The sequence below is a fragment of the Rhodococcus aetherivorans genome, from assembly GCF_025722975.1.
Lineage (GTDB): Bacteria > Actinomycetota > Actinomycetes > Mycobacteriales > Mycobacteriaceae > Rhodococcus > Rhodococcus aetherivorans.
Map to the genome: position 1 here is coordinate 4,065,221 of NZ_CP106982.1, position 26,628 is coordinate 4,091,848.

Here is a 26,628-nt window from a genome sequence, read left to right on the forward strand (position 1 = left end):
CGGCAAGCGCGCCCCCGAACCGGAAGGACTCTCAATGACCGATACGACCGGCGACCATCCCGTCACCGCCCGCGCGAACGGGCCCGGCGTCGTGCTCGACCTGCCGGAAGGCCTCGGCGTCGCCCTCGACATCGTGCAGGCGAAGGCACTGCTGGACCAGTTGCAGGCGGCGATCGAGGAGGCCGAGCGGTTGGAGGACTGAGACCGGATACATACGTACCGGTTCGTGCGAACGCCTGCGCGCCGGGCACCCACCGGTGATCATCGAGAGCGGGCTTCGGCAGAGTTCAGGGTCGCGACGGTGTGCCTGCGCCCGGACCGTTCCCACGCCGAAGGAGTCCTCGTGTCGAAGAACGTCGCCCACAGGGCCGCAGCACTCGCCGGTCTCGTCGTCGCCGCGATCGTCCTGGGGGCCACCGTGGGAGCCGGAACGGCCACCGCCGCGCCGTGGCGCATCGGTCCGCTCTACCGCGCCGAGTTCGCCGGACCGGACGGCGACGCCGTCTGCCCCAAGGCCGAGGCGTTCGATCGGTCCCTCGGCGCCGTCGTCCTCGTGTCCTGTTCGTGGGACCCTACGACGAACGCCTGGTTCTACGTCGTCTTCAACCCGAGGACCTGGTCGTAGCCTGCACCGAAACGGACTGCACGCCGCCGGTCCCGTCATAGAATGGGGAACCCCTTGTGGGCCTGTCCTGCAACGGTGCGGAGGGACAGACTGCCATGCACTCATCATCCGAGCCGAGCCGATGACCACCCCCACGGTCGAACCGCGCCCCCGCGAGCGCCGGCTGTCGGAAATCCCGGACGCCTTGGCATCTCGTCACCAGGCGACCGCCATCCTGCGCACCCGGCGCTACGCCGTGTTCCTGGACTTCGACGGCACCCTCGCCCACCTCGTGAACGATCCCACCGCTGCCACCCTGGTCGAGGGCGCGGCGAAAGAGCTTGCCCGGCTGGCCCGCTACTGCCCCGTCGGCGTGATCAGCAGCCGCGACGTGACCGACGTGCAGGCACGGGTCGGCGTGCCCGGACTCTGGTATGCGGGTAACCACGGTTTCGAACTCGTCGGGCCGGACGGCGAGTACCACCGGAACGATGCCGCCGTCCCCGCGGTGCCCGACCTCGAGCGAATCGCCGGCGCCCTGCGGGACCGCCTGGCCGGCGTGCCCGGCGTTCTGGTGGAGCACAAGCGTTTCGCCGTGGCAGTTCATCACCGCAACGTCGCCGAGGACCGGATCGAGGAGGTCGTCGCAGCGGTGCACGATGCGGCCGACCGGGACGGCCGGCTCCGCGTCACGAGCGGACGCAAGGTCACCGAGCTCCGCCCCGATGTGGACTGGGACAAGGGGCGGGCGGTGGCCTGGGTGCTCGAGCACCTCCGCGGCGCAGACGACCCGATGCCGGTCTACATCGGCGACGACCTCACCGACGACGACGCGTTCGGCACCCTGACATCGACCGGGATCGGCATCGTCGTGCGCTACAGCGAGGAAGGCGATCGGCGGTCGACGGCACAATTCGCGGTCGACGGTCCGGACCGGGTTCGTGAGCTACTGGAGCGGCTGGCGGATCTGCTCGGCAGCGACCCGGGGATCGCGCCGCCCCCGGACGACGCCTGGACGATGTTCTTCGAGGGCTACGACCCGCTCACCGAGAAGCTGCGCGAGGCCCTCTGCACCGTCGGGAACGGCTTCTTCGCCACCCGAGGCTGCGCGCCCGAATCCCGCGCGGACGGCGTGCACTACCCCGGCACCTATGTGGCCGGCATCTTCAACCGTCTCCAGGACGAGGTGGCGGGGAGTGCCATCGACCACGAGAGCCTGGTGAACCTGCCGAACTGGTTGCCGGTGACCTTCCGGGTCGACGGCGGGCAGTGGTTCGACCTCGACACTGCAGAGCTGCTCGACTACCGCCAATACCTCGACCTCCGCCGCGCCGTCCTCATCCGGCGGTTCCGATTCCGCGACGCGGCGGGGCGCACCACGTCGGTGCGGCAGCGGCGCCTGGTTGCCATGCATCTGCCGCACGCCTGCGCCCTCGAGACGACGATCGTGGCCGAAGACTGGTCGGGCCGGCTCGAGATCCGCTCGCTGCTGGACGGCGCGGTCCGGAACTCCCTCGTCGAGCGCTATCGCGACCTCGCCGACCAGCACCTCGAGCCGCTGCAAGCCACCGCGCTGTCCGTCGACTCGGTGCTGCTGGCGGTGCAGACCAACCAGTCGCGGATACCGGTGGCGATGGCGGCCCGGAACACGGTGTGGTGCGACGGGGAGCCCGTTGCCGGCGAGTACCGGCTGGTCGACGGCGACGATCGGATCGGACACGACATCACCGTCGACGTCGAGACGGACCGGCCCGTGACGCTGGAGAAGATGGTGGCGGTGTTCACCGGGCGCGATCAGGCGGTCTCCGAGCCGGCCGACGAAGCCGCCCGCTGGCTTCCCCGGCTGGGCCGGTTCGACGAACTGCTCGACGGCCATGTGCTCGCCTGGGGATATCTGTGGGACCACCTGGGCATCGAGTACGAGGGTCCGGGCCACGGCCACGCCCTGCGAGTCCTCCGGTTCCATCTTCTGCACCTGCTGCAGACGGTCTCCGCGAACACCGCCGACCTCGACGTGGGCGTGCCGGCACGGGGGTTGCACGGCGAGGCGTACCGCGGGCACGTCTTCTGGGACGAGCTGTTCGTGTTCCCGGTGCTGAACCTGCGGCTGCCCACGCTGACCCGGTCGTTGCTGCGCTACCGCTACCGCCGCCTGCGGGAGGCCCGCCGGATGGCGCGCGAAGCCGGTCACCGCGGTGCGATGTTCCCGTGGCAGTCGGGCAGCGACGGCCGCGAGGAGAGCCCGCAACTGCACCTCAATCCCAGATCCGGCCGCTGGAACCCGGACCCCAGCCGGCGCCAGCACCACACCGGCATCGCGATCGCCCACAACGTGTGGCAGTACTACCAGGTGACCGGCGACCTGGAGTTCCTGATCGAGTACGGCGCCGAGATGCTCGTGGAGATCGCCCGCTTCTACGCCGATCTCGCGTCCTACGACGAGGAACGCGGACGGTACAGCATCCGCGGCGTCATCGGCCCCGACGAGTTCCATTCCGGCTACCCCGACGCACCGTACGACGGAATCGACAACAACGCGTACACCAACGTCATGTCGGTCTGGGTGATCCTGCGCGCCCTCGAGGCGCTCGAGCTGATCCCGCTGCAGATCCGCTCGTACCTGACCCAGGCCCTGGGGCTGCACGCGCAGGAGACGGCGCGCTGGGAGGACGTCACCCGCAGAATGTTCGTCCCGTTCCACGATCGTGTCCTCAGCCAGTTCGAGGGGTACGAACGCCTCGCCGAACTGGACTGGGACGGCTACCGGCGGCGCTACGGCGACATCCAGCGCCTCGACCGGATCCTCGAGGCCGAGGGCGACGACGTCAACCGCTACCAGGCGTCGAAGCAGGCCGACGTGCTGATGCTGTTCTATCTGCTGTCCTCCGACGAACTGCGGGAACTGCTCGAACGGCTCGGCTACCAGTTCCCGAACGAGGACATCCCGCGGACCATCGACTACTACATGGCGCGAACGTCGCACGGTTCCACCCTGAGCGGGGTCGTCCATTCCTGGGTGCTGGCACGCGCCCACCGGGACGAGGCCGTCGACTTCTTCTACCAGGCGCTGAAAGCCGACATCGCCGATATCCAGGGCGGCACCACGATGGAGGGCATCCACCTGGCGGCCATGGCCGGCAGCGTCGATCTGTTGCAGCGGTGCGTCCCCGGCCTCGAGACCCGGGGCGACCGGCTCGTGTTCGCCCCGCAGTGGCCCGAACCACTCGGTGCCCTCGAATTCCCGATCTTCTACCGGGGGCACCGCCTTCGCCTGCGCATCAGCGGCACAGAGGTGCAGGTGAGCGCCGGTCCCGGGATGCAGGCGCCGATCGAGATCGAATGCCGCGGCCGGGTCGCCCAACTGCACCCGGGAGGCACGGTTCGCCTGAGCTAGTGCGACGACGACGAACCCGCGACCGAGGGCAGGACGTCGGGCCTTCGCCGCGTCGGCATCGCCCGTGCGGCGTCGCTGGGGACCTACGGCCCTGGAACGAGCACGGTTCCGCGGTTCACGATGAGAGGGGGCCCGTTTCCGCGGGCCGTGATCAGGAGGACGCGCCGTGGATTCTGCTGCCTCGTACGTCCGGAAGCAGGCCGTCGTCACCGGCCTGGTGAACGTCGTCGTCAATCCGCTGCTGGCGTGGGCGGGCAAGCGCGGCACGTCGTTCGTGCCGCTGTGGTCGGCCGACGGGATCGTCGTCGACATCGCGCTGACCGCGATCATCCTCTCCGTGCTCGTCTCCTGGTTCTCCGCCGCCGGGGTGCGACGGGCGTTGCGCGCAGGGCTCGATGCGACCACCGCCGACGCCCCGCAGGCCGGTCGGTGGCTGGCGCGATTGCCGTCCGGCACCTGGTCTCTGGGCCTGTCGCTCGGGGTGGCGGCCGCGGCCGTCTCCGTGCTCGCGATCTGGGTGCTGCACCTCCTCGGTGTGTCGGGGCTGTCGACGGGATGGTTCCTGGTGCTGAAGGCCGTCTACGGCGGTGTCCTCGGCTACCTCGTCGCGCGCTGGGTGATGGTCCGGCAACTGTCGGCGACTCGAACCGCGCAGCTTCCGAGGAGCAACAATGCCGGACGGTGAATCCACCGCGACCGAACGGCAGCTGCCGGTCTTCGAGCAGCGGGTCGTACGCGCGCGGGTGGTCGACGCCCCGGCCGGGGACACGTTCGCCGCGATCCGGCGCATCGACTTCATGCGGTCCCCGGTGATCGCCGCCCCCAATCTGGCCCGGATGGCCTTCGACGCCGTGCGCGCGCCGCGGCGTCGGGAGGTGCGGGCGCACCGCTCGATCCGCCTCGGTGACCTGATCGGTCCGCAGGGCGGCTTCGAGGTGGTCGCCGAGGAACCGGGGCGGGAACTCGTGCTCGGCTTCGTCGGTCGGTGGTGGGAGCCGGGTTACGGCCGCGTCGACTGGGATCCCGGGGCGCCCCTGTCGAGCATCGCGATTCCCGAATGCGGGGTCGGCACATGGAGTTTCACCGTCCTGCCGTACGACGCGCAGACCTGCGTCCTGCTCACCGAGATCCGGGTGCACGGCACCGACGAAAAGGCCCGCAGACTCTTCCGCCGCTACTGGACGGCGGTCGGGCCGTTCGTGCGGGCCATGGCACGGCCGACCCTGTCGATGATCGCGGCCGAAGCCCGGCGCTGACCGGCCGCCCCACCGCGAACGTCGCACCGGCAGAACCGGATACGTACGGCCGCAGCCGTCCGCCCGGACCGGTCATGCCGAGCCGTCCGCCCGTTCGGCCTCGGGCGCGAGGGTGAAGTAGTTCTCCTCCTCCTGCACGAAGTGCAGCCGCAGCAGCGCGTACAGCCCGTACAGGCAGGCGAGCAGGTCGTCGCACTGGTCCGGTCGCAGCCCGCCGGCGGCGTCGGCCTGCGCCAGGTGCGTGCGCAGGCGGCGGCTGAGCCGGTCGATCTCGGCATGCATCCGGCTCATCGTCGCGGTCGCCTCCCCGCTGCCGAGCGGCACCGCGAGCGCCGGGTACAGCTCGCTGTCCTCGGCCTGCTCGTGCGGCAGCAGCGTGTCGAACAGGAACGCGTCCACGCGGCGCAGCGCCGCGTGGGCGGCGGGCCGATCGCCGGACGCGAGCAGCTGGGCGGTGTCGCGCAGGATCGACAGCTCGTCGCGCAGGACGTCGTGTTCGGCCGAGAACCGGTGCAGCATCGCCTCGGTGTCGTCGGGCAGGGCCAGCTCCCGGTCCCGGTCGCCGCGCAGGGCGCGCAGGGCGTTGAGGATCACCGCGACGTCGATGCCCTCCTGCAGCAGCGCACCCACCGCGGGAGGCAGGTAGCCGAACGCGGCGAAGCCCATGGCGACCAGCGACAGGCCCATGCCGACCGTGGCGCTCTGCACGGCGATACGCCGGGAGCGACGCGCGATCTCCATGGCATCGGCGAGCCGGTCGAGGCGGTCGGTGGTGAGCACGATGTCCGCCGCCTCCGAGCTCGCCGTGGATCCGCGGGCGCCCATCGCGACGCCGACGGTCGCGGCGGCGAGGGCGGGGGCGTCGTTGACGCCGTCGCCGACCATCACCGTCACCGCCGACTCCCGCTCGGCACGCACACCGTTCACCTTGTCCGCCGGGGTCTGCTCGGCATAGACCCCGTCGAGGCCGAGGACGGAGCCGATCTCCTCGGCCGGTTCGCGACGGTCGCCGGTGAGCATGACCAGCCGGTCCAGCCCGGCCGAGCGCAGCCGCCGCAGCGTGCGGGCGGCGTCGCGGCGCAGCGGGTCCACGAGCAGCAGGGCGCCGGCCAGGTCACCGTCGACGGTGACCCAGGCGACGACGGCGCCGTCGAGCGCGGCACGGCTGAGCACCGCCCGGGCCCAGCCGGGCGCGTCGGCGGGCAGCGGCAGGCTGCCGACGGTGACGCGCCGGCCGTCGACGGTCGCGGCCACGCCGGTGCCGGCCTGCTCGGCGACGTCGGTGGGCAGCGACAGGGTCAGCCCGCGCATCTTCGCCTCCTGCACGATGGCCTCGGCGAGCACGTGCGGGGAGAGCTGGTCGGCGGACGCCGCCAGGCGCAGCAGCTCGGCGCCGTCGCCCCCGGGTGCGGTGACGATGTCGGCGCCGGCGGGCCGGCCGCTGGTGAGCGTGCCCGTCTTGTCCATCACCAGCGTCGTCGCGTGCCCGAGGTTCTCGAGTGCGCCGCCGCTGCGGATCACCACCCCCAGGCGCGAGGCGCGGGAGAGACCGGAGACGATCGCGACGGGCGCGGCGAGCAGCAGGGGGCACGGGGTGGCCACCACCAGCACGGCGACGGCACGGGTCGCCGACCCGCTGAACAGCCACGCGAGCCCCGCCACCGTCAGCGACAGCGGCAGGAACCACGCGGCGACCCGGTCCGCGATCCGCACCACCGGGGCGCTCTCGGCGGCGGCCTCGCGGGCCAGGCGCACGATGCCGGCGTAGGTGCTGTCCTCGGCGGTGGCACGGGCGTGGATCTCGAAGGCGCCGCCGGCAGCGACGACGCCGCTGCGCACGGCCTCCCCGGTGCGGCGCTGCACGTGCATCGGCTCGCCGGTGAGGACGGACTCGTCGAGCACCGCGAGTTCGGAGGTGATCCAGCCGTCGACCGGCACCACCTCGCCCGGCCCGACGACCAGGGTGTCCCCGGGTACGACGTCGCCGAGCGGCACCACCTGCACCTCGTCGCCGACGCGGCGGCGCGCGGTGTGCGGGGCGTGCTCGAGCAGGGCCCGCAGGTCCTTGGTGGCGCGGCGTTCCGCGGCGGCGTCGAGGGCCTGCCCCGACGCGAGCATCACGCCGATCAGCGCCCCGGCGACGTACTCGCCGACCAGCAGGGTGCCGACCAGGGAGAGCACCGCGATCAGATCCACCCCGACGCGGCCGCGGCGCAGCGCGTCGATCACCCACCAGGTCGCGGGCACGATCGCGACGACGGTGCCGGCGATCCAGCAGGCGTCGGCGACGGCGTGGGCACCGAGAAGCCAGGCGATGCCCCCGGCCGTCAGGGCGGTGAGGGTGACGGCGAGCAGCGCGGGTTCGAAGGCGTGGCGCAGCCGCTCCCGCCGCGTGGATTCCGGTTGTGTCGCCACTGCCGCACTCCCCCGTTCCGCACCGGTGCCGATGTCACCTCCCACCGTGCCACCACCAGCCGTCGGCCGGGTAGGGACGGAGGTCCGTCGACGGGTCCGTCCCCGGGGGTCGCCGGCCGGTCAGATCCCGCGCCCCGGGTTGAGAATCCCGCTCGGGTCGAACGCCGCCTTGATGCGCTGCATGAGCGCACGCTCGACCGTGCCGACCTGGGTTTCGAGGTACGGCTGTTTGAGCACCCCGATGCCGTGCTCTCCGCTGATCGAACCGCCGAGCGCCAGGCATTCGGCGACCATCTCGTCGAACGCCTGCCGGGCGCGCCCCGCGACGACCTCGTCGGCGGCGTCGAACACGATGGTGGGATGCAGGTTTCCGTCCGCCGCGTGCCCGAACGTGCCGATGAGCAGCTCGTGCCGCGCGGCGATCGCCTCGATCGCCGCGAGCATCTCGGGCAGCCGCGGCACGGGAACGGCCAGGTCGTCGAGCAGGGTGCTGCCACACCGCTCGAGCGCGGTGAGCGCTACCCGCCGCGCGGCCATGAACTCCTCCCCCTCCACCGGGTCGGCGGTGTCGTACACCTCGGTGGCGCCCGCCGCGGTACAGGCCCGCGCACACACCTGCGCTTCGGCGGCGGCGTCGCGCCCGTCGCACTGGACGAGCAGCAGCGCACCGGCCGTGTCGTCGAGTCCCATGTGCGTCATGTCGTTGACGGCGGCGATGGTGGTGCGGTCCATCAGTTCGACGAGGCACGGCTCGGCCTGCTCGCGGATCGCCAGCACCGCGGCGACGGCCTGTGCGGTTTCCGGGAAGCTCGCGACCACCGTGGCGGCCGCGGTGGCGGCGGCGCGCAGCCGCACGGTGGCCTCGACGATGACGGCGAGGGTGCCCTCGGACCCGACGAGCAGTTGCGTGAGGTTCAGTCCCGCCACGTTCTTCCGGGTGACGGCGCCGGTGTGGATGATCCGCCCGTCGGCGAGCGCCGCCTTGATGCGGGCGACATGGTCGGCCGTGACCCCGTACTTCGCGCAGCAGGTGCCGCCGGCGTTGGTGGCGAGGTTGCCGCCGATGGTGGAGACGGCGCGGCTGCCGGGGTCCGGCACGTACCACAGCCCCCGCTCGGCGGCCGCGGCGGCGAGATCGCCGTTGATCACCCCGGGTTGCACTGTGGCGGTGCGTGATTCGGTGTCGATTTCGACGATGGCGTTCATCTTCTCGACGCTGAGCACGATGCCGCCGTCGAGGGCGTTGGCCGCACCCGCGAGACCGGTGCCGGCGCCGCGGGTGACGACGGGGATGCCGTGCCGGTGCGCGATCGTCAGGGTGGCGACGACGTCGTCGGTGTCCCGCGCCCGGACCAGGGCGAGCGGCATCCCGGCCGGCGTGAGCAGCGACTGGTCGCGCCGATAGGCGAGCATCCGGTCCGGATCGGTGACGACGGCGTCGCCGAGGGCGTCGACGAGCGCGGCGACGACCGGCTCGGTGTCGGGGACGGGAGTCACGACGCTGGTGTTCACGGAACCATCCAATCGAGAACGGGGGTGGACTGCAGGTAGATGACGACGGTGAGGAACACGAGCAACCCGAGGCTCCAGCCGATCAGACGGCGCAGGATGACACCCTCCGCCCCGGCCAGGCCGACCGCGGCCACCGCGACCGACAGGTTCTGCGGCGAGAGCATCTTGCCGAGCACACCCGCGGACGAATTGGCCGCCGCCATGAGCACCGGGTCGAGCCCGGCCTGCTGCGCGGCGGTCATCTGCATGACGCCGAACAGCGAGTTCGACGACGTGTCGGATCCGGTGATGGCCACGCCGATCCAGCCGATCAGCGGCGAGACGAGGGCGAACACCCCGCCCGCGGACGCGAGCGCCATGCCCAGGCCGGCGGTCTGACCGGACAGGTTCATCACGAAGGCCAACGCGAGCACCGAGGTGACGGTGACGATGGTCCAGCGCAGCTGCACGAGGGTGTCGGCGTAGGCGCGGACGGCGCGGCGTACGCCGATCCCGTACATCCCGGCCGTGACGGCCCCGGCGAGCAGCAACAGGGTGCCGGTGGCCTTGAGGTGGTCGAGCTTGAACGTCTGCGCGCTCAGCGGCTTGCCGTCGACGTCGACGATGTCGAGTCCGGGCCAGCGGAACGACACGGTGCCGATCTCGGTGAGCCACGTCTTGACGAACGGGATCTGCGCCACGGTGAAGATCGCGATGATCGTCAGGTACGGGGCGAGGGCCAGCAGCGTGCGCCGCGTCCGGCTGTATCCGTCGAAACGCGACGGCGGGGCGGCGATGCCGACCGCGGTGCCGGCGCCGACCGGTGCGGTGAGGGCGGTGTCGGTCGTGGCGACCAGGCGCTCCTCCGGCTGCCACACCTTCAGCATGCCCAGCACCGCGCCGACCGTGACGATCGCGGCGACGACGTCGGTGAGCTCGACGGTGAGGTAGTTCGCGGTGACGAACTGGGCGAGGCCGAAGGTCAGGCCCGCGACGACCGCGACGGGCCAGGTCTGCCGAACTCCGCGGCGGCCGTCGACGAGGAACACCATCACCATCGGCACGACGGCCGCGACGAACGGCGTCTGCCGGCCGGCCATCGCGGACAGGTCGTCGAGCGGCAGCCCGGTGACCCCGGCGAGCGCGAGGATCGGGGCACCCATCGCGCCGAAGGCCACAGGCGCGGTGTTCGCCAGCAGGGACGTGCACGCGGCTTTGAGCGGTGCCATGCCCGCGGCCATGAGCATCGCCGCGGAGATCGCGACGGGCGCGCCGAATCCGGCGAGCGACTCGAGCAGCGCGCCGAAGCAGAAGGCGATGAGAATGGCCAGGATGCGCTGGTCGTCCGAGATGGACCGGATGACCCGGCCGAGCTCCTCGAACCAGCCGGTGACAACCGTGAGCTTGTAGACGAAGAGGGCGTTGACGAGGATCCACAAGATCGGGAACAGGCCGTAGAAGGCTCCCTCGGCGGTCGCGGCGGCGGCCTGGCCGAGCGGCATGCCCCACCCGGCGACCGCCGCGAGCACGGCGAGCGCCAGACCGACGAGGGCCGCGCGGTGCGCCTTCCATCTGAAGACGCCGAGCATGACGAACATCGCGGCCAGCGGGATCGCCGCGACCACGGCCGACCAGGCGAGTGAGCCGCCGATCGGGTCGAGTGTCTGTTGGTACATAGCGCGCCTCTCGTTGTGATGCCTGTCACCGTTCCGAGAATTGTCAGACAAGTACACATTCCTGTCAAGAATGCATGTGCGGCGTCGTGCAAGAATGCTGGTGTTCGCGCAGGTCCGTGCGGGTGCGCGGAGAGCCGGGAAGGAGCGGGGCATTGGTCGGACGCGTCGAGGCCCTGTCGATCGTCGACGCCCTCGCCCTGGAACTGCGGCGGCGCGTGTTCGCCGGAGAGCTGACGCACGAGGACGCCCTCACCGAAGCCGAGGTGTCCCGCGCCTACGAAGTCGCCAGGCCGACCGCCAAGGCCGCCATCGAGAAGCTCGTCGGCGAGGGCCTACTGCAGCGCAGCGCCCACAAGACCGCCCGCGTGCCCCAGTTGGGCCCCGACGACGTGCGCGACATCTACCGCACCCGCGCGCACCTGGAATCGGTAGTGCTGCGCGCGCTCGCCGAGACCCGGGCGGTGCCTCCGGCGGCGTCGGCCGCCAACGCCGAGATCTCGGCCATGACCGAGGCCGACCCGCTCACCGTCGTCGAACCCGACATGCGCTTCCACACCGCCCTGGTGGACGCGCTGGGCAGCCCGCGCACCAGCCGCATGTTCGGCTCGCTCGTGTCCGAGGTGCGGCTGTGCATGGTGCAGGTGCAGGGCAAGCAGCTGCTCACCACCACGAGCATCGCGGCCGAACACCAGCAGATCCTCGACGCCGTCCTGGCCGGCGACGGCGATGCGGCGGTCGAGGTGATCACCCGGCACCTCGGACGCGCACGCGAACGCCTCGTCGCCGCGCTCGGCGGCAGCCCGGGCCCGGAAGCCACCCTTCCCGAGCCCGCGTAGCCGTCCCCCGGTTCGGCCGACACCCTCGACGCCCGGAGCCCGGGCATACTGCCCCCTTTTATCGGATGCCCGGTGCCTGCGCCTATGATTCAACGTGTTAACGCCATGTAACAGTTTCCTCACAGTCAGGTGGTGAGCGTGTCGACCCGGGACCGCATTGCAGAGATCTACGAACAGGTGAAGGCGCGCAACGCCGGTGAACCCGAGTTCCATCAGGCAGCCGCCGAGGTGTTCGAGTCCCTGCATGTCGTCCTCGAGCGTCACCCCCGCTACTTCGAAGCCGGCCTCATCGAACGGCTGACCGAGCCCGAGCGGCAGATCATCTTCCGGGTGCCGTGGATCGACGACCAGGGCAACGTGCACGTCAACCGCGGCTTCCGGGTTCAGTACAACAGCGTGCTCGGCCCGTACAAGGGCGGCCTGCGCTTCCACCCGAGCGTCAACCTCGGCATCGTGAAGTTCCTCGGCTTCGAGCAGATCTTCAAGAACGCCCTCACCGGCCTGCCCATCGGCGGCGGCAAGGGCGGCTCGGACTTCGACCCCAAGGGTCGCTCGGAGCAGGAGATCATGCGCTTCTGCCAGTCCTTCATGACCGAGCTGCACCGCCATATCGGCGAGTACACCGACGTCCCGGCCGGCGACATCGGCGTCGGCGGACGCGAGATCGGGTACCTGTTCGGCCAGTACAAGCGCCTGACCAACTCCTACGAGTCCGGCGTGCTCACCGGCAAGGGCCTGACCTGGGGCGGCTCGCAGGTACGCCGGGAGGCCACCGGGTACGGCGTCGCCTACTTCGTGGCGGAGATGGCCAAGTCCGTGAACTCCTCCCTCGAGGGCCGCAAGGTCGTCGTGTCCGGTTCGGGCAACGTGGCGATCTACGCGATCGAGAAGGTGCACCAGCTCGGCGGCATCGCCATCGCCTGCTCCGACTCCTCCGGCTACATCGTCGATCAGAACGGCATCGACCTCGAGCTGCTCAAGGAGATCAAGGAGGTCCGGCGCGGCCGCATCTCCGAGTACCTCGACGAGCGTCCCGACGCGCAGTACTTCCCGGGTGGTTCGATCTGGGACGTGCCGTGCGACGTCGCCATCCCCTGCGCCACCCAGAACGAACTGGACGAGACCGCCGCGAAGACCCTGGTGAACAACGGCGTGCGGGTCGTCGCCGAGGGCGCGAACATGCCCACCACCCCCGGTGGCATCGCGGTGTTCCGCGAGGCGGGCGTCGCGTTCGCCCCGGGCAAGGCGGCGAACGCCGGCGGTGTGGCGACCTCCGCGCTCGAGATGCAGCAGAACGCCTCGCGCGACTCGTGGCACTTCGACTACACCGACGAGCGCCTCGCCGGCATCATGCGCGACATCCACCAGAACTGCGTGGAGACCGCAGCCGAGTACGGCAAGCCCGGTGACTACATCCACGGCGCCAACATCGCCGGCTTCGTGAAGGTCGCCGACGCGATGTTCGCGCTCGGCGTCATCTGATCCGAACACACGCCGACGGCGCGGGGCGGGCACCGGATCCCGGTGCCCGCCCCGCGCTGTCTGTGTGTTCTTCAGCTACCCGGCGTTCTTCGCCTACCCGCCGGACGGCTCGGACGGCGGCTCTGCGACGCGCTCGTCGTCGGCGCTCGCCTTGCGGGCGGCCTCCCGCATCTCGATGCCGTCGCTGATCCAGTCCCCGACCTCCCGGGTGACCTCGCGGACCGCGCCGGTGATGATGCCGGCGATGTTGCCGACGTGCGTCGCCGCGGACTCGGTCAGTTCCTGGAGCGTGTCCTTGTTGCGTTCGAACCTACCCACCATGGCGGTGCCCCCTTCAGGCGCTGTCGTGGGCGAGGGTACCCGCGACCGGCACGCCGCGCTCGATGAGCACCGACGTCGTGGGCTCCTCGGAGACCCAGCTCGGCGGCAGGGCCAGCTTCACGATCTTGCGCCACACCGAGCCGACCTGGGCGAGCAGGCCCCCGGTGTTGTAGGGCAGCCCGTAGCGTTCGCACAGTTCCCGCACCTCCGGCGCCAGCTGCGGGTACCGGTGCGCCGGAAGATCCGGGAACAGGTGGTGCTCGATCTGGTGCGAGAGATTGCCCGACATGATGTGGAACAGCGGCGTGCCGGTGATGTTCGCGCTGCCGAGCAGCTGACGCACGTACCACTCGCCGCGGGTCTCGTGCGCGGTCTCCTCCTCGGTGAAGGACTGCACCCCGGACGGGAAGTGCCCACAGAAGATGATGGAGAACGCCCACACGTTGCGGACCAGGTTGGCGGCCGCGTTGCCGAGCAGCGTCGGCACGAACATCGGCCCGGACAGCAGCGGGAACGCGACGTAGTCCTTGACCACCTGCCCGCGCGCCTTACGCCACCACCCCCGGGCGAGCGGGATCACGTCGCGCCAGCTGCGTTTGCCGGCGACGACGTTCTCGACCTCGGCGTCGTGCAGCATCACACCCCACTCGAACAGCAGCATCAGCCCCGTCGCGTAGACGGGATTGCCGAGGTAGTAGGGGTGCCAGCGCTGCGCCGGATCCATCCGCAGGATGCCGTAGCCGACGTCGCGATCCATCCCGAGGATGTTGGTGTAGGTGTGGTGCAGGTAGTTGTGCGAGTGCCGCCACTGGTCGGCGGGACATACGGTGTCCCACTCGAAGGTGCGGGAGTTCAGTTCCGGCTCGCGCATCCAGTCGTACTGGCCGTGCATCACATTGTGGCCGATCTCCATGTTGTCGAGGATCTTCGACACGCTCAGCGCGGCCACGCCCGCCACCCATGCCGGCGGCAGGAAGCCCACGAACAACAGGGCACGACCGGCGATCTCGAAGCGCCGCTGCGCCCCGACGATGCGGTAGATGTACTCGCGGTCGGCCGCGCCGAGCGAGGCGACGGTGCGCTCGCGCAGGGCGTCGAGTTCGCGGCCGATCTCCTCGACCTGCTCGCGGCGCAGCACGACCGGCGACGGGTCGGGATCGCGACGGCCGGACAGGAACGCCGGCAGCGGAAGGGACAGGGGGATGGACAAACCGAACATGGTGTCCTCCAATTGTTTCGAGTGGGTCAGAGGTCGAAGGCCGCGTCGCCGACGGGGACGTTCACGCAGATCTGCACCTCGGCGCCGGGCTCGTCGTCGATCTCGCCGGTGCGCACGTCGCGGGTGCCACCGGACAGCCGGGTCACCGTGCAGGAGTGGCAGATTCCCATGCGGCAGCCGTGCTGTGGGGTGAGCCCGGCCGCCTCGGCCTGTTCGAGGGCGGTGACGCCGCTGTTCTCGGCGCGGACCCCGGACGCGGCGAAGGTGACGGTGCCGCTCGCGTCGTCGTCGCGGACGACGACGGGCGGGGTGAACTGCTCGGTGCGCAGCAGGTGCGCGGCGCCGGCGTCGCCGTAGACCTCCCGCACGCTGTCGACGAGCCCGGCCGGGCCGCAGACGTAGGCGGGTGCGCCGGCGAACCACGGGGCGACCCGCTCGAGATGACTCCGGTCGAAGCGGCCACGCAACGCACCGTCGTCCGCCCGGGTGTAGGCGAAGGCCACGTCGACGCCGGCGTGGGCGCCGGCCAGGGACTCGATCGCGTCGCGGTGCGGCACGTGCGCAGCGGTGGGCGCGTAGTGCAGGAACGCGACGGTTCCGGAGTGGCCCTCGTCGGCGAGGGTGCGCAGCATCGACAGCACCGGAGTGATGCCGCTGCCGCCGCTGACGAGCACCAGCCGCTCCGGCCGCTCCGCCGGGAGACAGAACTCGCCGGTGGCCGCCGCGAGGTCGACCACGTCGCCCGCGGTGGCGTGCTCGTGCAGGTGCCGCGAGACGACGCCGTCCGGTCGCACCCCGACCGTGAGCTGGATGCGCCCGTCGGCTCGATGCTGGGAACTCACCGGCGAGTAGCTGCGGCTGTGCCGCACACCGTCCACCACCACGCCGAGTTGCAGGTGCTGACCGGCCCGGAACTCCAGGGGCCGGCCCGGGCGCAGCTCGAGCGTCACCGCACCCGGGACATTTCGGTCAACGTTCGTGATCCGGGCGCGCGTGTGCTGCACGGCCAGGAGCGGATCGGCCAGTTCGAGGTACCGATCCGGGTGGTGCGGCGCGGAGAGTACATGCAGCGCCTTGATCAGGGCTTTGCGTCCGATCGACGGCCCCGGCCCGCGTCGGGCGCGGTGAAGCAGGGTCATGGCGTCGCTCCTCTCGAGCGAGAATCCAAAATCAGTGCACAAATGTGCACTGAGTTCAGTGTGCCAGGGTCGCCCGGTGGGCTGTCAACGTTGTTGTGGCGGCCGTCACCACGGTCCCCGACCGCCGCCGCGTCGCACTGCCTAGACTCGGAGCCGTGTCCGCAGCCCCCGTTCCCGAACCCGCGACGCGAGCTGCGCGCAAGGAGCGCACCCGCCAGGCCCTGCTCGACGCGGCGCTCGAACTCTCCGCCGATCGCAGCTTCGCGACGGTGAGCCTGCGCGAGGTGGCCCGCCGAGCCGGGATCGTGCCCACGGCGTTCTACCGCCACTTCGGCTCGATGGAGGAACTCGGCGTCGCCCTCGCCGCCGACACCATGCGCATGCTCCGCACGCTGCTGCGCGAGGCCCGGCGCACGCGCGGCCCGTCCTCGGCGCGGGCGTCGCTCGAGGCCCTGGTGCGGCAGGTCCGCGCCCACGAACAGGCGTTCCGATTCCTGGCCCGGGAGCGCTACGGCGGCCAGCCGGCCGTCGCGCGCACCGTCACCGTCGAGTTGCGGCTGATCACGGGCGAGCTTTCCGTCGACCTCTCCCGCATGCCCGGCATGGCGGACTGGGACGTCGACGACCTGGAGATGGCGGCCGACCTGCTGGTGACCGCCATGCTCGAGGTGGTGCTCGAACTGCTCGACGTGGACCGGCCCGGCGGGCCGGCGGAGGCCGAGGTCCTCGCGCGCGCCGAAAAGCAGATGCGTCTCATCGTTCTCGGCATGGGCGCGTGGAAACCTTCCCACCGCTAACGGCAACCCGTACGGTGGGCGCCATGTTCGAGACCACTCACGTCACCCTCGGAGACCTCACCTTCGACGTTCACGTCACCGGTCCCGCCGACGGCACGCCCGTCGTGCTGCTGCACGGCTTCCCGGAGACCGCCCGCAGCTGGGAGGCCGTGGCGCCGCAGCTCGCGGAGGCGGGTCTGCGAGTGCTGATGCCGGACCAACGGGGGTACTCCCCCGGTGCCCGCCCGGACGACGTGTCGGCATACACCATCGACCTGCTGGTCGGTGACGTGATCGGGCTGCTCGACGCGACGGGCCTCGGGCAGGCCCACCTGGTGGGGCACGACTGGGGCGCCGCCGTGGCCTGGCAGGTCGCGGCGCGGCACCCCGACCGCATCAGCACCCTGACCGCGGTGTCCGTGCCGCACCTCGCGGCCTACGGCTGGGCCCTGCGCGAGGACGCCGATCAGCAGGCCCGCGCCGCCTACATCAAGCTGCTCCGGCAGGAGGGAAAGGCCGAGCACGTCCTGCTCGAGGACGACGCCCGTCGCCTGCGCGCGATGTACGGCGACCGGGTGAGCCCCGAGTCGATCGACGAATACGTGCGCGTGCTGTCCGAGCCCGGCGCCCTGACCGCCGCGCTCAACTGGTACCGCGCGATGACCCGGGAGCTCTCCGAACTGGCACCGGTGCGGGTGCCCACCACCTACGTGTGGAGCACCGAGGATTCGGCCCTCGGCCGGGTGGGCGCGGAGCGCTGCGGCGAGTTCGTCGACGCGCCTTACGAATTCGTCGTCCTCGACGACGTCAGCCACTGGGTGCCGGAGGAGGCACCGGACGCGCTGGCGAAGGCGATCCTCGCCCGCATCGGCGACCGGCCGTAAGAGCATGACCACAGGAGGGGCCGTGACCACCGCAGCCTGCCACCGCCGTATGCGTCGCCGGCTCGGCGCGGTCGCGGCCGCCTCCCTCACCGTGCTCGCCGGCGCGGCCTGCACCGATCCCGGGTCGCCCGCCGATTCCGAGCCCGAGCCCAGCCCCGCCTACAGCTCCTATGTGGCCCTGGGTGACTCGTTCACGGCGGGCCCGATGATCCCGCCCCAGATCGACTCGGCGTGCGCGCGCTCGGGGAGCAACTACCCCCATGCGGTGGCCGAGACGCTGGGCATCGACAACTTCCGCGACGCGTCGTGCAGTTCCGCGACGACAGCGAACCTGACAGGGCCCCAAGTGGTTTCGTCGGGCGCCACCGTCCCTGCGCAATACGATGCGCTCACCCCCGAGACCGAGCTGGTCACCGTCGGGATCGGCGGCAACGACATCGGCCTGGTCGCCCTGGCCGGATCGTGTCTCGCGCTCGACCGCTCGTCCGGCAGGGCCGCGGCACCGGCCGGACCCCTGTGCGCGACCGCGAACGTCCGCGACGGCCTCGACCTCGTGGACCGCGCGATCGACGACTTCGCCCCCACCTACGGCGTGATCGTGCGGGAGATCCGCAACCGCGCCCCGGACGCGCGCATCCTGCTCGTCGGCTACCCGACCGGGATCCGGGACGGCGGATGCTATCCCGATCAGCCGATCCTGCCGGACGACGCGACGTACCTGCAGGCGAAGATCGACCGGCTCAACACGGCGATGGAACAGCAGGCCGACGCCGCGGGCGTCGACTACGTCGACCTGCGCGAGTCCACCGTCGGGCACGACGCGTGCCAGCCCTCCGCGCAGCGCTGGACCGAAGGCCTGTTCCCGTCCCAGCCGGCCGCCCCGCTGCACCCCAACGCCGACGGCCACCGCAACGCCGCCGAACAGGTCCTGGTCACGATCGCGGACTAGCCGCGGGGTCGATCGCCGATCGGCACAGGGCCGAGAGCTCGTCGACCACCGCGTCGAGCGGCGCCGAGCTGCGCTGCGCCTGGGCGAGCACCAGCGCACCCTCGAGCGCGCCGACGATGAGCACCGCCAACGACCGGGCGCGTTCCGGGCCCACCCCGTCCGCGACGAGCGTGCCGGTGAGCAGGCCACACCAGTGCTCGAACGCCTCCCCGGCGACGTCGCGGGCGCCGCGCTCGGTGCCCAGGGCCGCCGCGACGATCGGGCAGCCGACCGCGTAGTCGCCGGCCTCGAGACCGCGACGCCACAGGTCGGCGAGAGCCTGCAGTGCGCCGGGGGTGTCCGAGGAGTCCAGCACCCGTGCCATCCCGTCACCCAGGTGGTCCGCGGCGCTGCGGGTGGCCTCCTCGACGAGCTGCGCCTTTCCGCCCGGGAAATGGTGGTAGACCGACCCGCGCGGCGCGCCGCTGTGGGCGAGCACGTCGGCGAACGAGGTCGCCGCGACGCCCCGCTCGCGGATGAGCCGGATCGCGCTGCGGATCATCGCGGCGCGAGGGCCGGTGGTCGGGTCGCTTCGCCTCGCCATGTCCGTGCTCCGCTCTTGCCGTCGGTTTCTATGTATGTTGTCATACTTAGGTCCGGACCGTGCCGGAACGGACCCGTTCTTCCCGAGGAGTCGTCGTGACCGAGATCGCCGCCCCGCCCCACCCCTTCGACGCCGCCGTGGCGCTCGAGCCCGCGGAGGACGGTCACGCGCGGGGGCGGACCAGCCCGGAGTACACGAACATGGTCGGTCCGTTCGGCGGCGTCACCGCCGCCGCCCTGCTGCGGGCCGTCCAGCAGCACCCGGACCGGCTCGGCGATCCCATTTCCCTCACCGTCAACTACGCCGGCCCGGTCGCCGACGGCGAGTTCGACATCACCGTGCGGGCGGTCCGCACCAACCGCACCAACCAGCACTGGCTCCTGGAGCTGACGCAGGACGGTGTGGTCACCACCACCGCCACCGCGGTGTTCGGCACCCGCCGCGACACCTGGTCGGACACCGAGCTCGACATGCCGGCGGTCCCGTCGGCGGATGCGGTTCCCACCCGGACCTTCCCGGACTTCATCGCGTGGGCCCGCAACTACGAGATGCGGTTCGTCGAAGGCGCGGTGCCCCAGCAGGACGCCGGCGAGCACCCCGACTCCACCACGACGCTGTGGGTGCGCGACACCCCGGCCCGCCCGCTCGACTTCCCGGCGCTGACGGCGCTGTGCGACGTGTTCTACCCGAGGGTGTTCCTGCGCCGCGGCCGGTACATGCCGGCCGGGACCGTGTCCCTGACGGTGTACTTCCACGCCGACGCCGGGCAGCTCGAGGCCCAGGGCGACGACTTCGTCCTGGGCACCGCACGCACCCACCGCTTCTCGCAGGGCTACTTCGATCAGGCCGCCCAGCTGTGGGGCCGCGACGGCACGCTGCTCGCCACGACCCACCAGCTCGTCTACTTCAAGGACTGACCCTCCGGGGCCCGCACCGCGAGCAGCGCCGCCAGCCCCGCGCCGAGCACGACGAGCAGGCCGGCGATCCCGGCCCGGTCCGCGTCGAACGTCCAGGCGAAGAGCCCGAACAGGGTCGGGGCCAGGAACGACACGGCGCGGCCCGACGTCGCGTAGAGCCCGAACATCTGCCCCTCCCGCCCGGCCGGGGTGATGCGCGCGAGGAAGGTGCGGGCCGACGACTGCGCGGGCCCGACGAACAGGCACAGCAGCAGACCGAAGATCCAGAACATCAGCGGCCCCGACACCACGAGCAGCACGACCCCCACGGCCATCATCGCGGCGAGCGAGGCGACGATCACCGCCTTGGGGCCGACCCGGTCGTCGAAGCGCCCCGCGACCAGCGCACCGAGGGCCGACACCACGTTCGCGGCCACGCCGAACAGCAGCACGTCGGCGGCATCGATGCCGTACACGTTCACCGCGAGCACCGCACCGAACGTGAACACCCCGGCCAGGCCGTCGCGGAACAGCGCCGAGGCGCCGAGGTAGCCGACGGTGCGCCGATCCATCGCCCACAGCTCGCGCAGGTCGCGCAGCAGCACCCGGTAGGACTGCACAATCCCGGCCCGCTCCGCGCCGGGATCGGCACCGGTGGGCGGAACCTCCGGCACCGCCAGCAGCACCGGGACGGCGAAGACCGCGAACCACACCGCCGCGGCCACCACGACCAGGCGGATGTTGAGGCCGCCCTCGGTGCTCACGCCGAGGAAGCCGCGGGTGTCGCCGTCGCCGGCAATGAACCCGAAGTACCCCAGCAGCAACAACAGCAGCCCACCGAAATAGCCCATGGCCCAACCCAAACCGGAGACCCGGCCCATGTTCTCCTCGGTGGAGACCTGACGCAGCATCGCGTTGTAGGGCACCTGCGCGAGTTCGACGACGACCGACGACACACCCAGCAGCACGAGGCCGAGCCACAGGTAGTGGTAGTCGTCGCGCACGAACACCATCGCCGCCATCAGCGCGACACCGGCGTAGGACAGCACCGCCAGGGACCGCTTGCGCCGGCCGGCCGCGTCGTAGCGCTGGCCCGAGACGGGGGCGGTGACCGCGATGAAGAACCCCGATATGCCCAGCGCCCACCCGAGCCACGTGCTCGCCGACATCGACCCCGGCAGGTCGTCGCCGACGGCGTCGGTGAGATACACGGAGAAGACGAAGGTCAGCACCACCGCGTGGTAGGCCGACGACCCGAAGTCCCACATTCCCCAGGCAAAGACCTGCCGTCGCGAGGTGGCCTCCCCGATCCCGGCGGCGTCCGTGTGCGCGCTCATGCCCGCAGCCTAGGAGATCGTCGCGCCGAGAACCGGCCTCCGGTGATCCGCGCGATTTCCGGTCAGCCGCGACCGCACTCCGCGTTCGCGGCTGACCGAGAGATTCGCGACCGTCACCCCAGCTGTGCACTTGATTGCATATGCACCTCGGTGCATACTCTCGGCATGGCCCTGGAACACGCGCTGCTCGCCGCGCTCGACGAGCGGTCCGGCTCCGGCTACGAACTGGCCCGCCGGTTCGACAAGTCGATCGGCTTCTTCCACAGCGCGACGCACCAGCAGATCTACCGCGTGCTGCGGCGAATGGAGGACCACGGCTGGATCACCGGCCGCACCGTGCCGCAGGACGGTCGGCCCGACAAGAAGGTCTACCGCGTCAGCTCCGCCGGACGCACCGAGCTGGACCGTTGGATCGCCCACCCCTCCGACCCCGAGCAGCTGCGCAGCGACCTGGCCGTGAAGATCCGCGCCGCCGGGCCCGGCACCCTGCCCGCCCTCCTCGCGGAGCTCACCCGCCACCGCGACGCCCACGCCGCCCGCCTCGAGGTGTACCGCACCATCGAGAAACGCGACTTCCCCGCACCCCACCGGCTCACCGGGCCCTCACTGCACCAGTACCTCGTCCTGCGCGGCGGCATCCGCGTCGAACAGGGCTTCGCCGACTGGTGCCAGGAAGTGCTCGACGCCCTCACCACCGAGGACCACTCGTGACGAACCCCTACCCCCACCTGCTCTCACCGCTCGACCTCGGACCGTTCCCGGTGCCCAACCGCGTCGTCATGGGCTCGATGCACACCGGACTCGAGGACCGCGCCAAGAACACCGGCCGCCTCGCCGCGTACTTCGCCGAGCGTGCCCGCGGCGGGGTCGGCCTCATCGTCACCGGCGGCTACGCACCCAACCGGACCGGGTGGCTGCTGCCGTTCGGCGCCAAGCTCACCAACCGCTTCGAGGCCCGGCGGCACCGGACGATCACCGATGCCGTCCACGCCGAGGGCGGTCGCATCCTGCTGCAGATCCTGCACGCCGGGCGCTACAGCTACTGGCCGCTGAGCGTGTCCGCCTCGTCGATCAAGGCGCCGATCAACCCGTTCCGGCCGCGCAGGCTCACCTCCTGGGGCGTGCGCCGGCAGATCCGCGCCTACGTCCGCTGCGCCCGCCTCGCCCAGCGGGCCGGCTACGACGGCGTCGAAATCATGGGCGGCGAGGGCTACTTCATCAACCAGTTCCTCGCCGAGCGCACCAACCGGCGCACCGACGAGTGGGGTGGCAGCCCCGAGAACCGTCGCCGGCTGCCCGTCGAGATCGTCCGCCGCACCCGCGAGGCCGTCGGCCCGGACTTCGCGATCTGCTTCCGGCTGTCCATGGCCGACCTCGTCGAAGGCGGCCAGCGCTGGGACGAGATCGTCGCCCTCGCCCAGGAGGTCGAGCGGGCGGGCGCAACGCTGATCAACACCGACATCGGCTGGCACGAGTCGCGGGTGCCCACCATCGTCACGTCCGTCCCGCGCGCCGCGTTCGCGGACGTCTCGGCCGAACTGGCGAAGCACGTCGCAATCCCCGTCGCCGCGTCCAACCGGATCAACATGCCCGAGACCGCCGAGGAGATCCTGGCCCGCGGCGACACACAGCTCATCTCGATGGCCCGGCCGATGCTGGCCGACGCGGAGTGGGTCCGCAAGGCCACCGCCGGCGCCGCCGACGAAATCAACACCTGCATCGCCTGCAATCAGGCCTGCCTCGACCACGCCTTCGTCAACAAGCACGTCTCGTGCCTGCTCAACCCCCGCGCCGGGCGGGAGACCGAGCTGCTGCTCGCCCCCACCCGCCGCCGCAAGGCCGTCGCGGTCGTCGGCGCCGGGCCCGCCGGGCTCGCCGCGGCGGTGAACCTGGCCCGCCGCGGGCACGCCGTCACCCTGTTCGAGGCCGACGACGAGATCGGCGGCCAGTTCGGCATCGCCCGCCGCATCCCCGGCAAGGAGGAGTTCGCCGAGACCCTGCGGTACTACCGCCGCCAGCTGGAGCTGACGAAGGTCCAGGTCGAGCTCGGCACCCGCGCGACGGCCGACGACCTGATCGGTGCCTACGACGAGGTGGTCGTCGCGACCGGCGTCACCCCCCGCGTGCCCGCGATCCCCGGCATCGACCACCCGAGCGTGCTGTCGTACCCGCAGGTCGTCCGCGAGGGTGCGCCCGTCGGCGCCCGCGTCGCCGTGATCGGGGCGGGCGGCATCGGCGTCGACGTCTCCGAGTTCCTCACCCACGACCACTCCCCCACCCTCGACCTGGCCGAATGGAAGCGCGAGTGGGGCGTCACCGACCCGAAGGCCGCCCCGGGAGCGCTCACCGAGCCCCGCCCGTCGCCGTCGCCGCGCGAGGTGTTCCTGCTGCAGCGCAAGCCCGGCCGGATCGGCGCGCGGCTCGGCAAGACCAGCGGATGGGTGCACCGGGCGTCGCTGCAGCACAAGAAGGTGCACGAGATCTCGGGCGTGAACTACGAGCGGATCGACGACGCCGGCCTGCACATCAGCTTCGGCGAGGACCGCCGCGACCCGAAGGTGCTCGACGTGGACAACGTGGTGATCTGCGCCGGGCAGGAACCCGTCCGTGACCTCGTCGAGCGGCTCACCGCCGCGGGCGTGACCACGCACGTCATCGGCGGTGCCGACATCGCCGCGGAACTCGACGCCAAGCGCGCGATCGAGCAGGGCACGCGCCTCGCGGACCGCATCTGAACCGGCCGCGGCTACGCTGACCGACCATGACTCTGCCGAACCCCACCCCCGACGCCCGCGCCGTCGTGACCGGCGCCTCCTCCGGCATCGGCGAGGCCCTCGCCGCCGAGCTCGCCGCGCGCGGGCACTCGCTGATCCTGGTCGCCCGGCGCGGCGACGTGATGGAGGAGCTCGCCGCGACGCTGCGGGCGACGCACGGCGTCACCGTCGAGGTCCGCGCGTGTGACCTGTCCGACCGCGACGCGCGGGCGAAGCTCGTCGACGAACTCGGCGAGCGCCCGATCAGCATCCTGTGCAACAACGCCGGCATTGCGACCTTCGGCCCGGTGGCCCAGCTGGATCCGGGCTACGAGCGGGCCCAGGTCGAGCTGAACGCCGTCGCGGTGCACGACCTGACCCTCGCGGTGCTGCCGCAGATGGTCGAGCGCCGCTCCGGGGCGATCCTGATGGTCGGTTCCGCGGCGGGCAACATGCCGATCCCCCACAACGCGACCTATGCGGCGACGAAGGCATTCGTCAACACCTTCTCCGAGTCGCTGCGCGGGGAGCTGAAGGACAGCGGCGTGCACGTGACGCTGCTGGCGCCGGGCCCGGTGCGCACGGAGACCCCGGATCCGGCGGAGGCCTCGATCGTCGACAAGCTCGTGCCGGACTTCCTGTGGATCTCCAGCGAGCACACCGCGAAGGTGTCGCTCGACGCGCTCGCCGAGAACAAGATGCGCATCGTGCCGGGCCTGATCAGCAAGGCGATGTCCGTCGCCGGCAACTACACCCCGCGCGGCGTCGTCGCGCCCATCGTCGGCGCCTTCTACCGGAAGCTGGGCGCGTAGCCCCCGTCAGCGTCTACGGCGGCGGCCGGTGCCGAAGATGCTGCGGCTGATCTCGCGCCCCGCGGCCGACGCCGCGGACCGCAGGAAACCCTTGACGGCCGCGCTGCCGAGGACCTGCTCGACCATGCTCGGCCCCGCGTCCCGGGGCGGTGGCGTGCCGGGCAGGTCCGGCAACGGCGGGACCTGCGCACGTGGGTCCAGGTCGGGGGCGCCGGCCACCTTCGCGGTGAGCCTCTCGTAGGCGGACTCGCGGTCGACGGTCTGCCCGTACTTGCCGTACAGCGCACTCCCGCGCGCCGCGGACCGGATCGCCTCCTCGCCGACGGTGTCCAGCAACGAACGCGGCGGACGGATCCGCGTCCACGCGACAGGCGTCGGCGCGCCCTTCTCGGACAGCACCGTGACGACGGCCTCGCCGATCCCGAGGGTGGTCAGCGCCTCCTCGAGGTCGTAGAACTCCGTCTCCGGATACGTGCGGACGGTCTTGGCCAGCGCCTTCTGATCGTCCGGTGTGAATGCGCGCAGCGCGTGCTGCACCCGCGCGCCGAGCTGGGACAGCACCGCATTGGGCACATCCGTGGGCAGCTGGGTGCAGAAGAACACTCCCACGCCCTTCGAACGGATGAGCTTGACCGTCTGCTCGATCTGCTGCAGGAACGCCTTCGAGGCGTCGGCGAAGAGCAGGTGCGCCTCGTCGAAGACGAACACGAGCTTCGGCTTGTCGAGGTCGCCCTCCTCCGGCAGCGTCTGGAACAGGTCGGCGAGCACCCACATCAGGAACGTCGAGAACAGCACCGGCCGCGCCGCGTGGGCGCCGAGCTCGAACAGGCTGATCACGCCGTTGCCGCCGACGACGCGCAGCAGGTCCTCGGTCTCGAACTCCGGTTCTCCGAAGAAGGTCTCCCCGCCGCCGGCCTCGAGGTTGACGAGCGCCCTCAGGATCACGCCGGCGGTCGCCGGGGAGACCCCGCCGATACCTTTCAGCTCTGCCTTTCCCTCGTCGCTGGTCAGGTGTGTGACGACCTGCCGCAAATCCTTGAGGTCGAGCAGCGGCAGCCCCTGGCGGTCGGCCCAGTGGAAGATCAGCCCCAACGTCGATTCCTGGGTGGGGTTGAGGCCGAGGACCTTGCTCAGCAGGATCGGACCGAACGCGGTGACCGTCGCGCGGACGGGCACGCCCGGGCCTTCGGTGCCGAGCGAGAAGAACTGCACCGGGTAGGCGGTCGGTCCCCATCCGGAATCCCCGGTCTCCGCGGCGCGGGTCCGGAGCCCGTCGTCGTCCTCTCCGGGCGCCGACAGCCCCGACAGGTCACCCTTCATGTCGGCCATCACGACCGGGACCCCGGCGGCCGAGAGTTGCTCGGCGATGCCCTGCACGGTCTTGGTCTTGCCGGTGCCGGTCGCACCGGCGACCAGTCCGTGCCGGTTCATCGTGGCGAGCGGGATCCGTACCCGGGCCGACGAATCGACCACCCCGTCGTGGACGACCGCACCGAGTTCGAGGGCGACCCCGGCGGCGGCGTATCCCGCGGCGATCTGCCGGGCCGGCCCGGCGGGTGCGATCTGCCGGGCCGGCCCGGCGGGCGCGGCGTCCGTCGCCTCGGCGGCCCGCGCGGCCGCCTCCGCCTCGCGCTGTGCCTGCTCGGCCGCCTTCAGGGCCGCTTCGGCGACCCGTGCCGCTTCCTCCGCGGCCGCGCGGGCGGCCGCCGCCTTCTCGGCCGGCGACGGTGCCGGCGGTGTCGGATCGACCGTCATGCGGTGTCCTCCTCGTCCACGTGCGGCCGCGGAATGGTCACCGTGACCTT

At 71.4% G+C, this 26,628-nt stretch carries 23 protein-coding genes; 14 read left to right on the forward strand and 9 right to left on the reverse strand.

The window, feature by feature from the left end; genetic code table 11:
- Nucleotides 1-34 precede the first annotated feature (34 nt).
- The 5 genes from OCS65_RS18365 to OCS65_RS18385 all read left to right on the forward strand — a co-directional run bounded on the left by OCS65_RS18365 (nucleotide 35) and on the right by OCS65_RS18385 (nucleotide 5,254).
- Nucleotides 35-202 (forward strand): hypothetical protein, encoded by a 168-nt coding sequence (locus OCS65_RS18365; protein ID WP_006946627.1) that lies wholly within the window; start codon nucleotides 35-37, stop codon nucleotides 200-202.
- A 141-nt stretch (nucleotides 203-343) separates the two neighbouring features.
- On the forward strand, nucleotides 344-625 hold the full coding sequence (locus OCS65_RS18370) for a hypothetical protein (protein ID WP_263507407.1): 282 nt from the start codon (nucleotides 344-346) through the stop codon (nucleotides 623-625).
- 121 nt (nucleotides 626-746) lie between these two features.
- The gene (gene otsB, locus OCS65_RS18375; RefSeq protein WP_263507408.1) at nucleotides 747-3,998 is read left to right on the forward strand and encodes a trehalose-phosphatase; all 3,252 of its coding nucleotides are present in this window, start codon (nucleotides 747-749) and stop codon (nucleotides 3,996-3,998) included.
- A 166-nt stretch (nucleotides 3,999-4,164) separates the two neighbouring features.
- Entirely contained in the window at nucleotides 4,165-4,683 is a 519-nt protein-coding gene (locus tag OCS65_RS18380) for a hypothetical protein (protein ID WP_006946633.1), read from the forward strand.
- Nucleotides 4,670-5,254 (forward strand): hypothetical protein, encoded by a 585-nt coding sequence (locus tag OCS65_RS18385; RefSeq protein ID WP_029543039.1) that lies wholly within the window; start codon nucleotides 4,670-4,672, stop codon nucleotides 5,252-5,254. Before OCS65_RS18380 ends, OCS65_RS18385 begins: the two co-directional genes overlap by 14 nt.
- A 72-nt stretch (nucleotides 5,255-5,326) precedes the next feature.
- On the opposite strand, the gene OCS65_RS18390 is transcribed toward OCS65_RS18385, so the two are convergent.
- The 3 genes from OCS65_RS18390 to OCS65_RS18400 all read right to left on the reverse strand — a co-directional run bounded on the left by OCS65_RS18390 (nucleotide 5,327) and on the right by OCS65_RS18400 (nucleotide 10,836).
- On the reverse strand, nucleotides 5,327-7,669 hold the full coding sequence (locus OCS65_RS18390) for a heavy metal translocating P-type ATPase (RefSeq protein WP_263507409.1): 2,343 nt from the start codon (nucleotides 7,667-7,669) through the stop codon (nucleotides 5,327-5,329).
- A 120-nt stretch (nucleotides 7,670-7,789) separates the two neighbouring features.
- Nucleotides 7,790-9,181 (reverse strand): FAD-binding oxidoreductase, encoded by a 1,392-nt coding sequence (locus OCS65_RS18395; protein ID WP_263507410.1) that lies wholly within the window; start codon nucleotides 9,179-9,181, stop codon nucleotides 7,790-7,792.
- The gene (locus OCS65_RS18400; protein WP_010596354.1) at nucleotides 9,178-10,836 is read right to left on the reverse strand and encodes an L-lactate permease; all 1,659 of its coding nucleotides are present in this window, start codon (nucleotides 10,834-10,836) and stop codon (nucleotides 9,178-9,180) included. Before OCS65_RS18400 ends, OCS65_RS18395 begins: the two co-directional genes overlap by 4 nt.
- Nucleotides 10,837-10,988: 152 nt before the next feature.
- Here OCS65_RS18400 and OCS65_RS18405 point away from each other — a divergent pair, with 152 nt between their 5' ends.
- Together OCS65_RS18405 and gdhA are read left to right on the forward strand one after the other, a co-directional pair.
- Entirely contained in the window at nucleotides 10,989-11,672 is a 684-nt protein-coding gene (locus tag OCS65_RS18405; RefSeq protein WP_010596353.1) for a GntR family transcriptional regulator, read from the forward strand.
- A 138-nt stretch (nucleotides 11,673-11,810) separates the two neighbouring features.
- Nucleotides 11,811-13,154 (forward strand): NADP-specific glutamate dehydrogenase, encoded by a 1,344-nt coding sequence (gene gdhA, locus OCS65_RS18410; protein ID WP_010596352.1) that lies wholly within the window; start codon nucleotides 11,811-11,813, stop codon nucleotides 13,152-13,154.
- Nucleotides 13,155-13,247: 93 nt separating this feature from the next.
- Here gdhA and OCS65_RS18415 read toward each other — a convergent pair whose 3' ends face one another.
- From OCS65_RS18415 to OCS65_RS18425, 3 genes are read right to left on the reverse strand one after another with little or no spacing between them, the layout of a single operon-like run.
- Nucleotides 13,248-13,475, reverse strand: coding sequence for a hypothetical protein (locus OCS65_RS18415; protein WP_006939021.1), 228 nt, complete (start codon nucleotides 13,473-13,475; stop codon nucleotides 13,248-13,250).
- Between the two features lie 13 nt (nucleotides 13,476-13,488).
- Complete coding sequence (locus OCS65_RS18420; protein WP_029543030.1) at nucleotides 13,489-14,694, reverse strand: fatty acid desaturase family protein; 1,206 nt, start codon at nucleotides 14,692-14,694, stop codon at nucleotides 13,489-13,491.
- A 26-nt stretch (nucleotides 14,695-14,720) separates the two neighbouring features.
- Complete coding sequence (locus OCS65_RS18425) at nucleotides 14,721-15,833, reverse strand: ferredoxin reductase (RefSeq protein ID WP_043798991.1); 1,113 nt, start codon at nucleotides 15,831-15,833, stop codon at nucleotides 14,721-14,723.
- A 95-nt stretch (nucleotides 15,834-15,928) separates the two neighbouring features.
- Here OCS65_RS18425 and OCS65_RS18430 point away from each other — a divergent pair, with 95 nt between their 5' ends.
- Genes OCS65_RS18430 through OCS65_RS18440 form a run of 3 tightly spaced genes read left to right on the forward strand, consistent with a single transcriptional unit; the run spans nucleotide 15,929 to nucleotide 18,442 of the window.
- The gene (locus OCS65_RS18430; protein ID WP_029543027.1) at nucleotides 15,929-16,630 is read left to right on the forward strand and encodes a TetR family transcriptional regulator; all 702 of its coding nucleotides are present in this window, start codon (nucleotides 15,929-15,931) and stop codon (nucleotides 16,628-16,630) included.
- Nucleotides 16,631-16,653: 23 nt separating this feature from the next.
- Nucleotides 16,654-17,493: an alpha/beta fold hydrolase gene (locus OCS65_RS18435; RefSeq protein ID WP_263507411.1), complete on the forward strand. Its 840-nt coding sequence runs from the start codon at nucleotides 16,654-16,656 to the stop codon at nucleotides 17,491-17,493.
- Between the two features lie 4 nt (nucleotides 17,494-17,497).
- Nucleotides 17,498-18,442: an SGNH/GDSL hydrolase family protein gene (locus OCS65_RS18440; protein ID WP_263507412.1), complete on the forward strand. Its 945-nt coding sequence runs from the start codon at nucleotides 17,498-17,500 to the stop codon at nucleotides 18,440-18,442.
- Here the strand turns inward: OCS65_RS18440 and OCS65_RS18445 are convergent.
- Nucleotides 18,426-19,025 carry a TetR/AcrR family transcriptional regulator gene (locus OCS65_RS18445; protein ID WP_006939010.1) on the reverse strand — a complete coding sequence of 200 codons (600 nt, stop codon included), beginning with the start codon at nucleotides 19,023-19,025 and terminating at the stop codon, nucleotides 18,426-18,428. The two genes, OCS65_RS18440 and OCS65_RS18445, sit on opposite strands and share 17 nt — an antisense overlap.
- A gap of 95 nt (nucleotides 19,026-19,120) precedes the next feature.
- Here OCS65_RS18445 and OCS65_RS18450 point away from each other — a divergent pair, with 95 nt between their 5' ends.
- The gene (locus OCS65_RS18450) at nucleotides 19,121-19,942 is read left to right on the forward strand and encodes an acyl-CoA thioesterase (protein WP_006939009.1); all 822 of its coding nucleotides are present in this window, start codon (nucleotides 19,121-19,123) and stop codon (nucleotides 19,940-19,942) included.
- Here OCS65_RS18450 and OCS65_RS18455 read toward each other — a convergent pair.
- Nucleotides 19,927-21,258 (reverse strand): MFS transporter, encoded by a 1,332-nt coding sequence (locus OCS65_RS18455; RefSeq protein ID WP_006939008.1) that lies wholly within the window; start codon nucleotides 21,256-21,258, stop codon nucleotides 19,927-19,929. The two genes, OCS65_RS18450 and OCS65_RS18455, sit on opposite strands and share 16 nt — an antisense overlap.
- 165 nt (nucleotides 21,259-21,423) lie before the next feature.
- Between OCS65_RS18455 and OCS65_RS18460 the strand changes: the two genes are divergently transcribed.
- Genes OCS65_RS18460 through cmrA form a run of 3 tightly spaced genes read left to right on the forward strand, consistent with a single transcriptional unit; the run spans nucleotide 21,424 to nucleotide 24,823 of the window.
- Complete coding sequence (locus tag OCS65_RS18460) at nucleotides 21,424-21,969, forward strand: PadR family transcriptional regulator (RefSeq protein ID WP_006939007.1); 546 nt, start codon at nucleotides 21,424-21,426, stop codon at nucleotides 21,967-21,969.
- Nucleotides 21,966-23,993, forward strand: coding sequence for an NADPH-dependent 2,4-dienoyl-CoA reductase (locus tag OCS65_RS18465; RefSeq protein ID WP_263507413.1), 2,028 nt, complete (start codon nucleotides 21,966-21,968; stop codon nucleotides 23,991-23,993). The genes OCS65_RS18460 and OCS65_RS18465 overlap by 4 nt, the downstream gene beginning before the upstream one ends.
- Nucleotides 23,994-24,019: 26 nt before the next feature.
- Nucleotides 24,020-24,823 carry a mycolate reductase gene (gene cmrA, locus OCS65_RS18470; protein ID WP_043798995.1) on the forward strand — a complete coding sequence of 268 codons (804 nt, stop codon included), beginning with the start codon at nucleotides 24,020-24,022 and terminating at the stop codon, nucleotides 24,821-24,823.
- A 6-nt stretch (nucleotides 24,824-24,829) separates the two neighbouring features.
- Here cmrA and OCS65_RS18475 read toward each other — a convergent pair whose 3' ends face one another.
- Nucleotides 24,830-26,578 carry a helicase HerA-like domain-containing protein gene (locus tag OCS65_RS18475; RefSeq protein ID WP_231771707.1) on the reverse strand — a complete coding sequence of 583 codons (1,749 nt, stop codon included), beginning with the start codon at nucleotides 26,576-26,578 and terminating at the stop codon, nucleotides 24,830-24,832.
- Nucleotides 26,579-26,628: the final 50 nt, after the last annotated feature.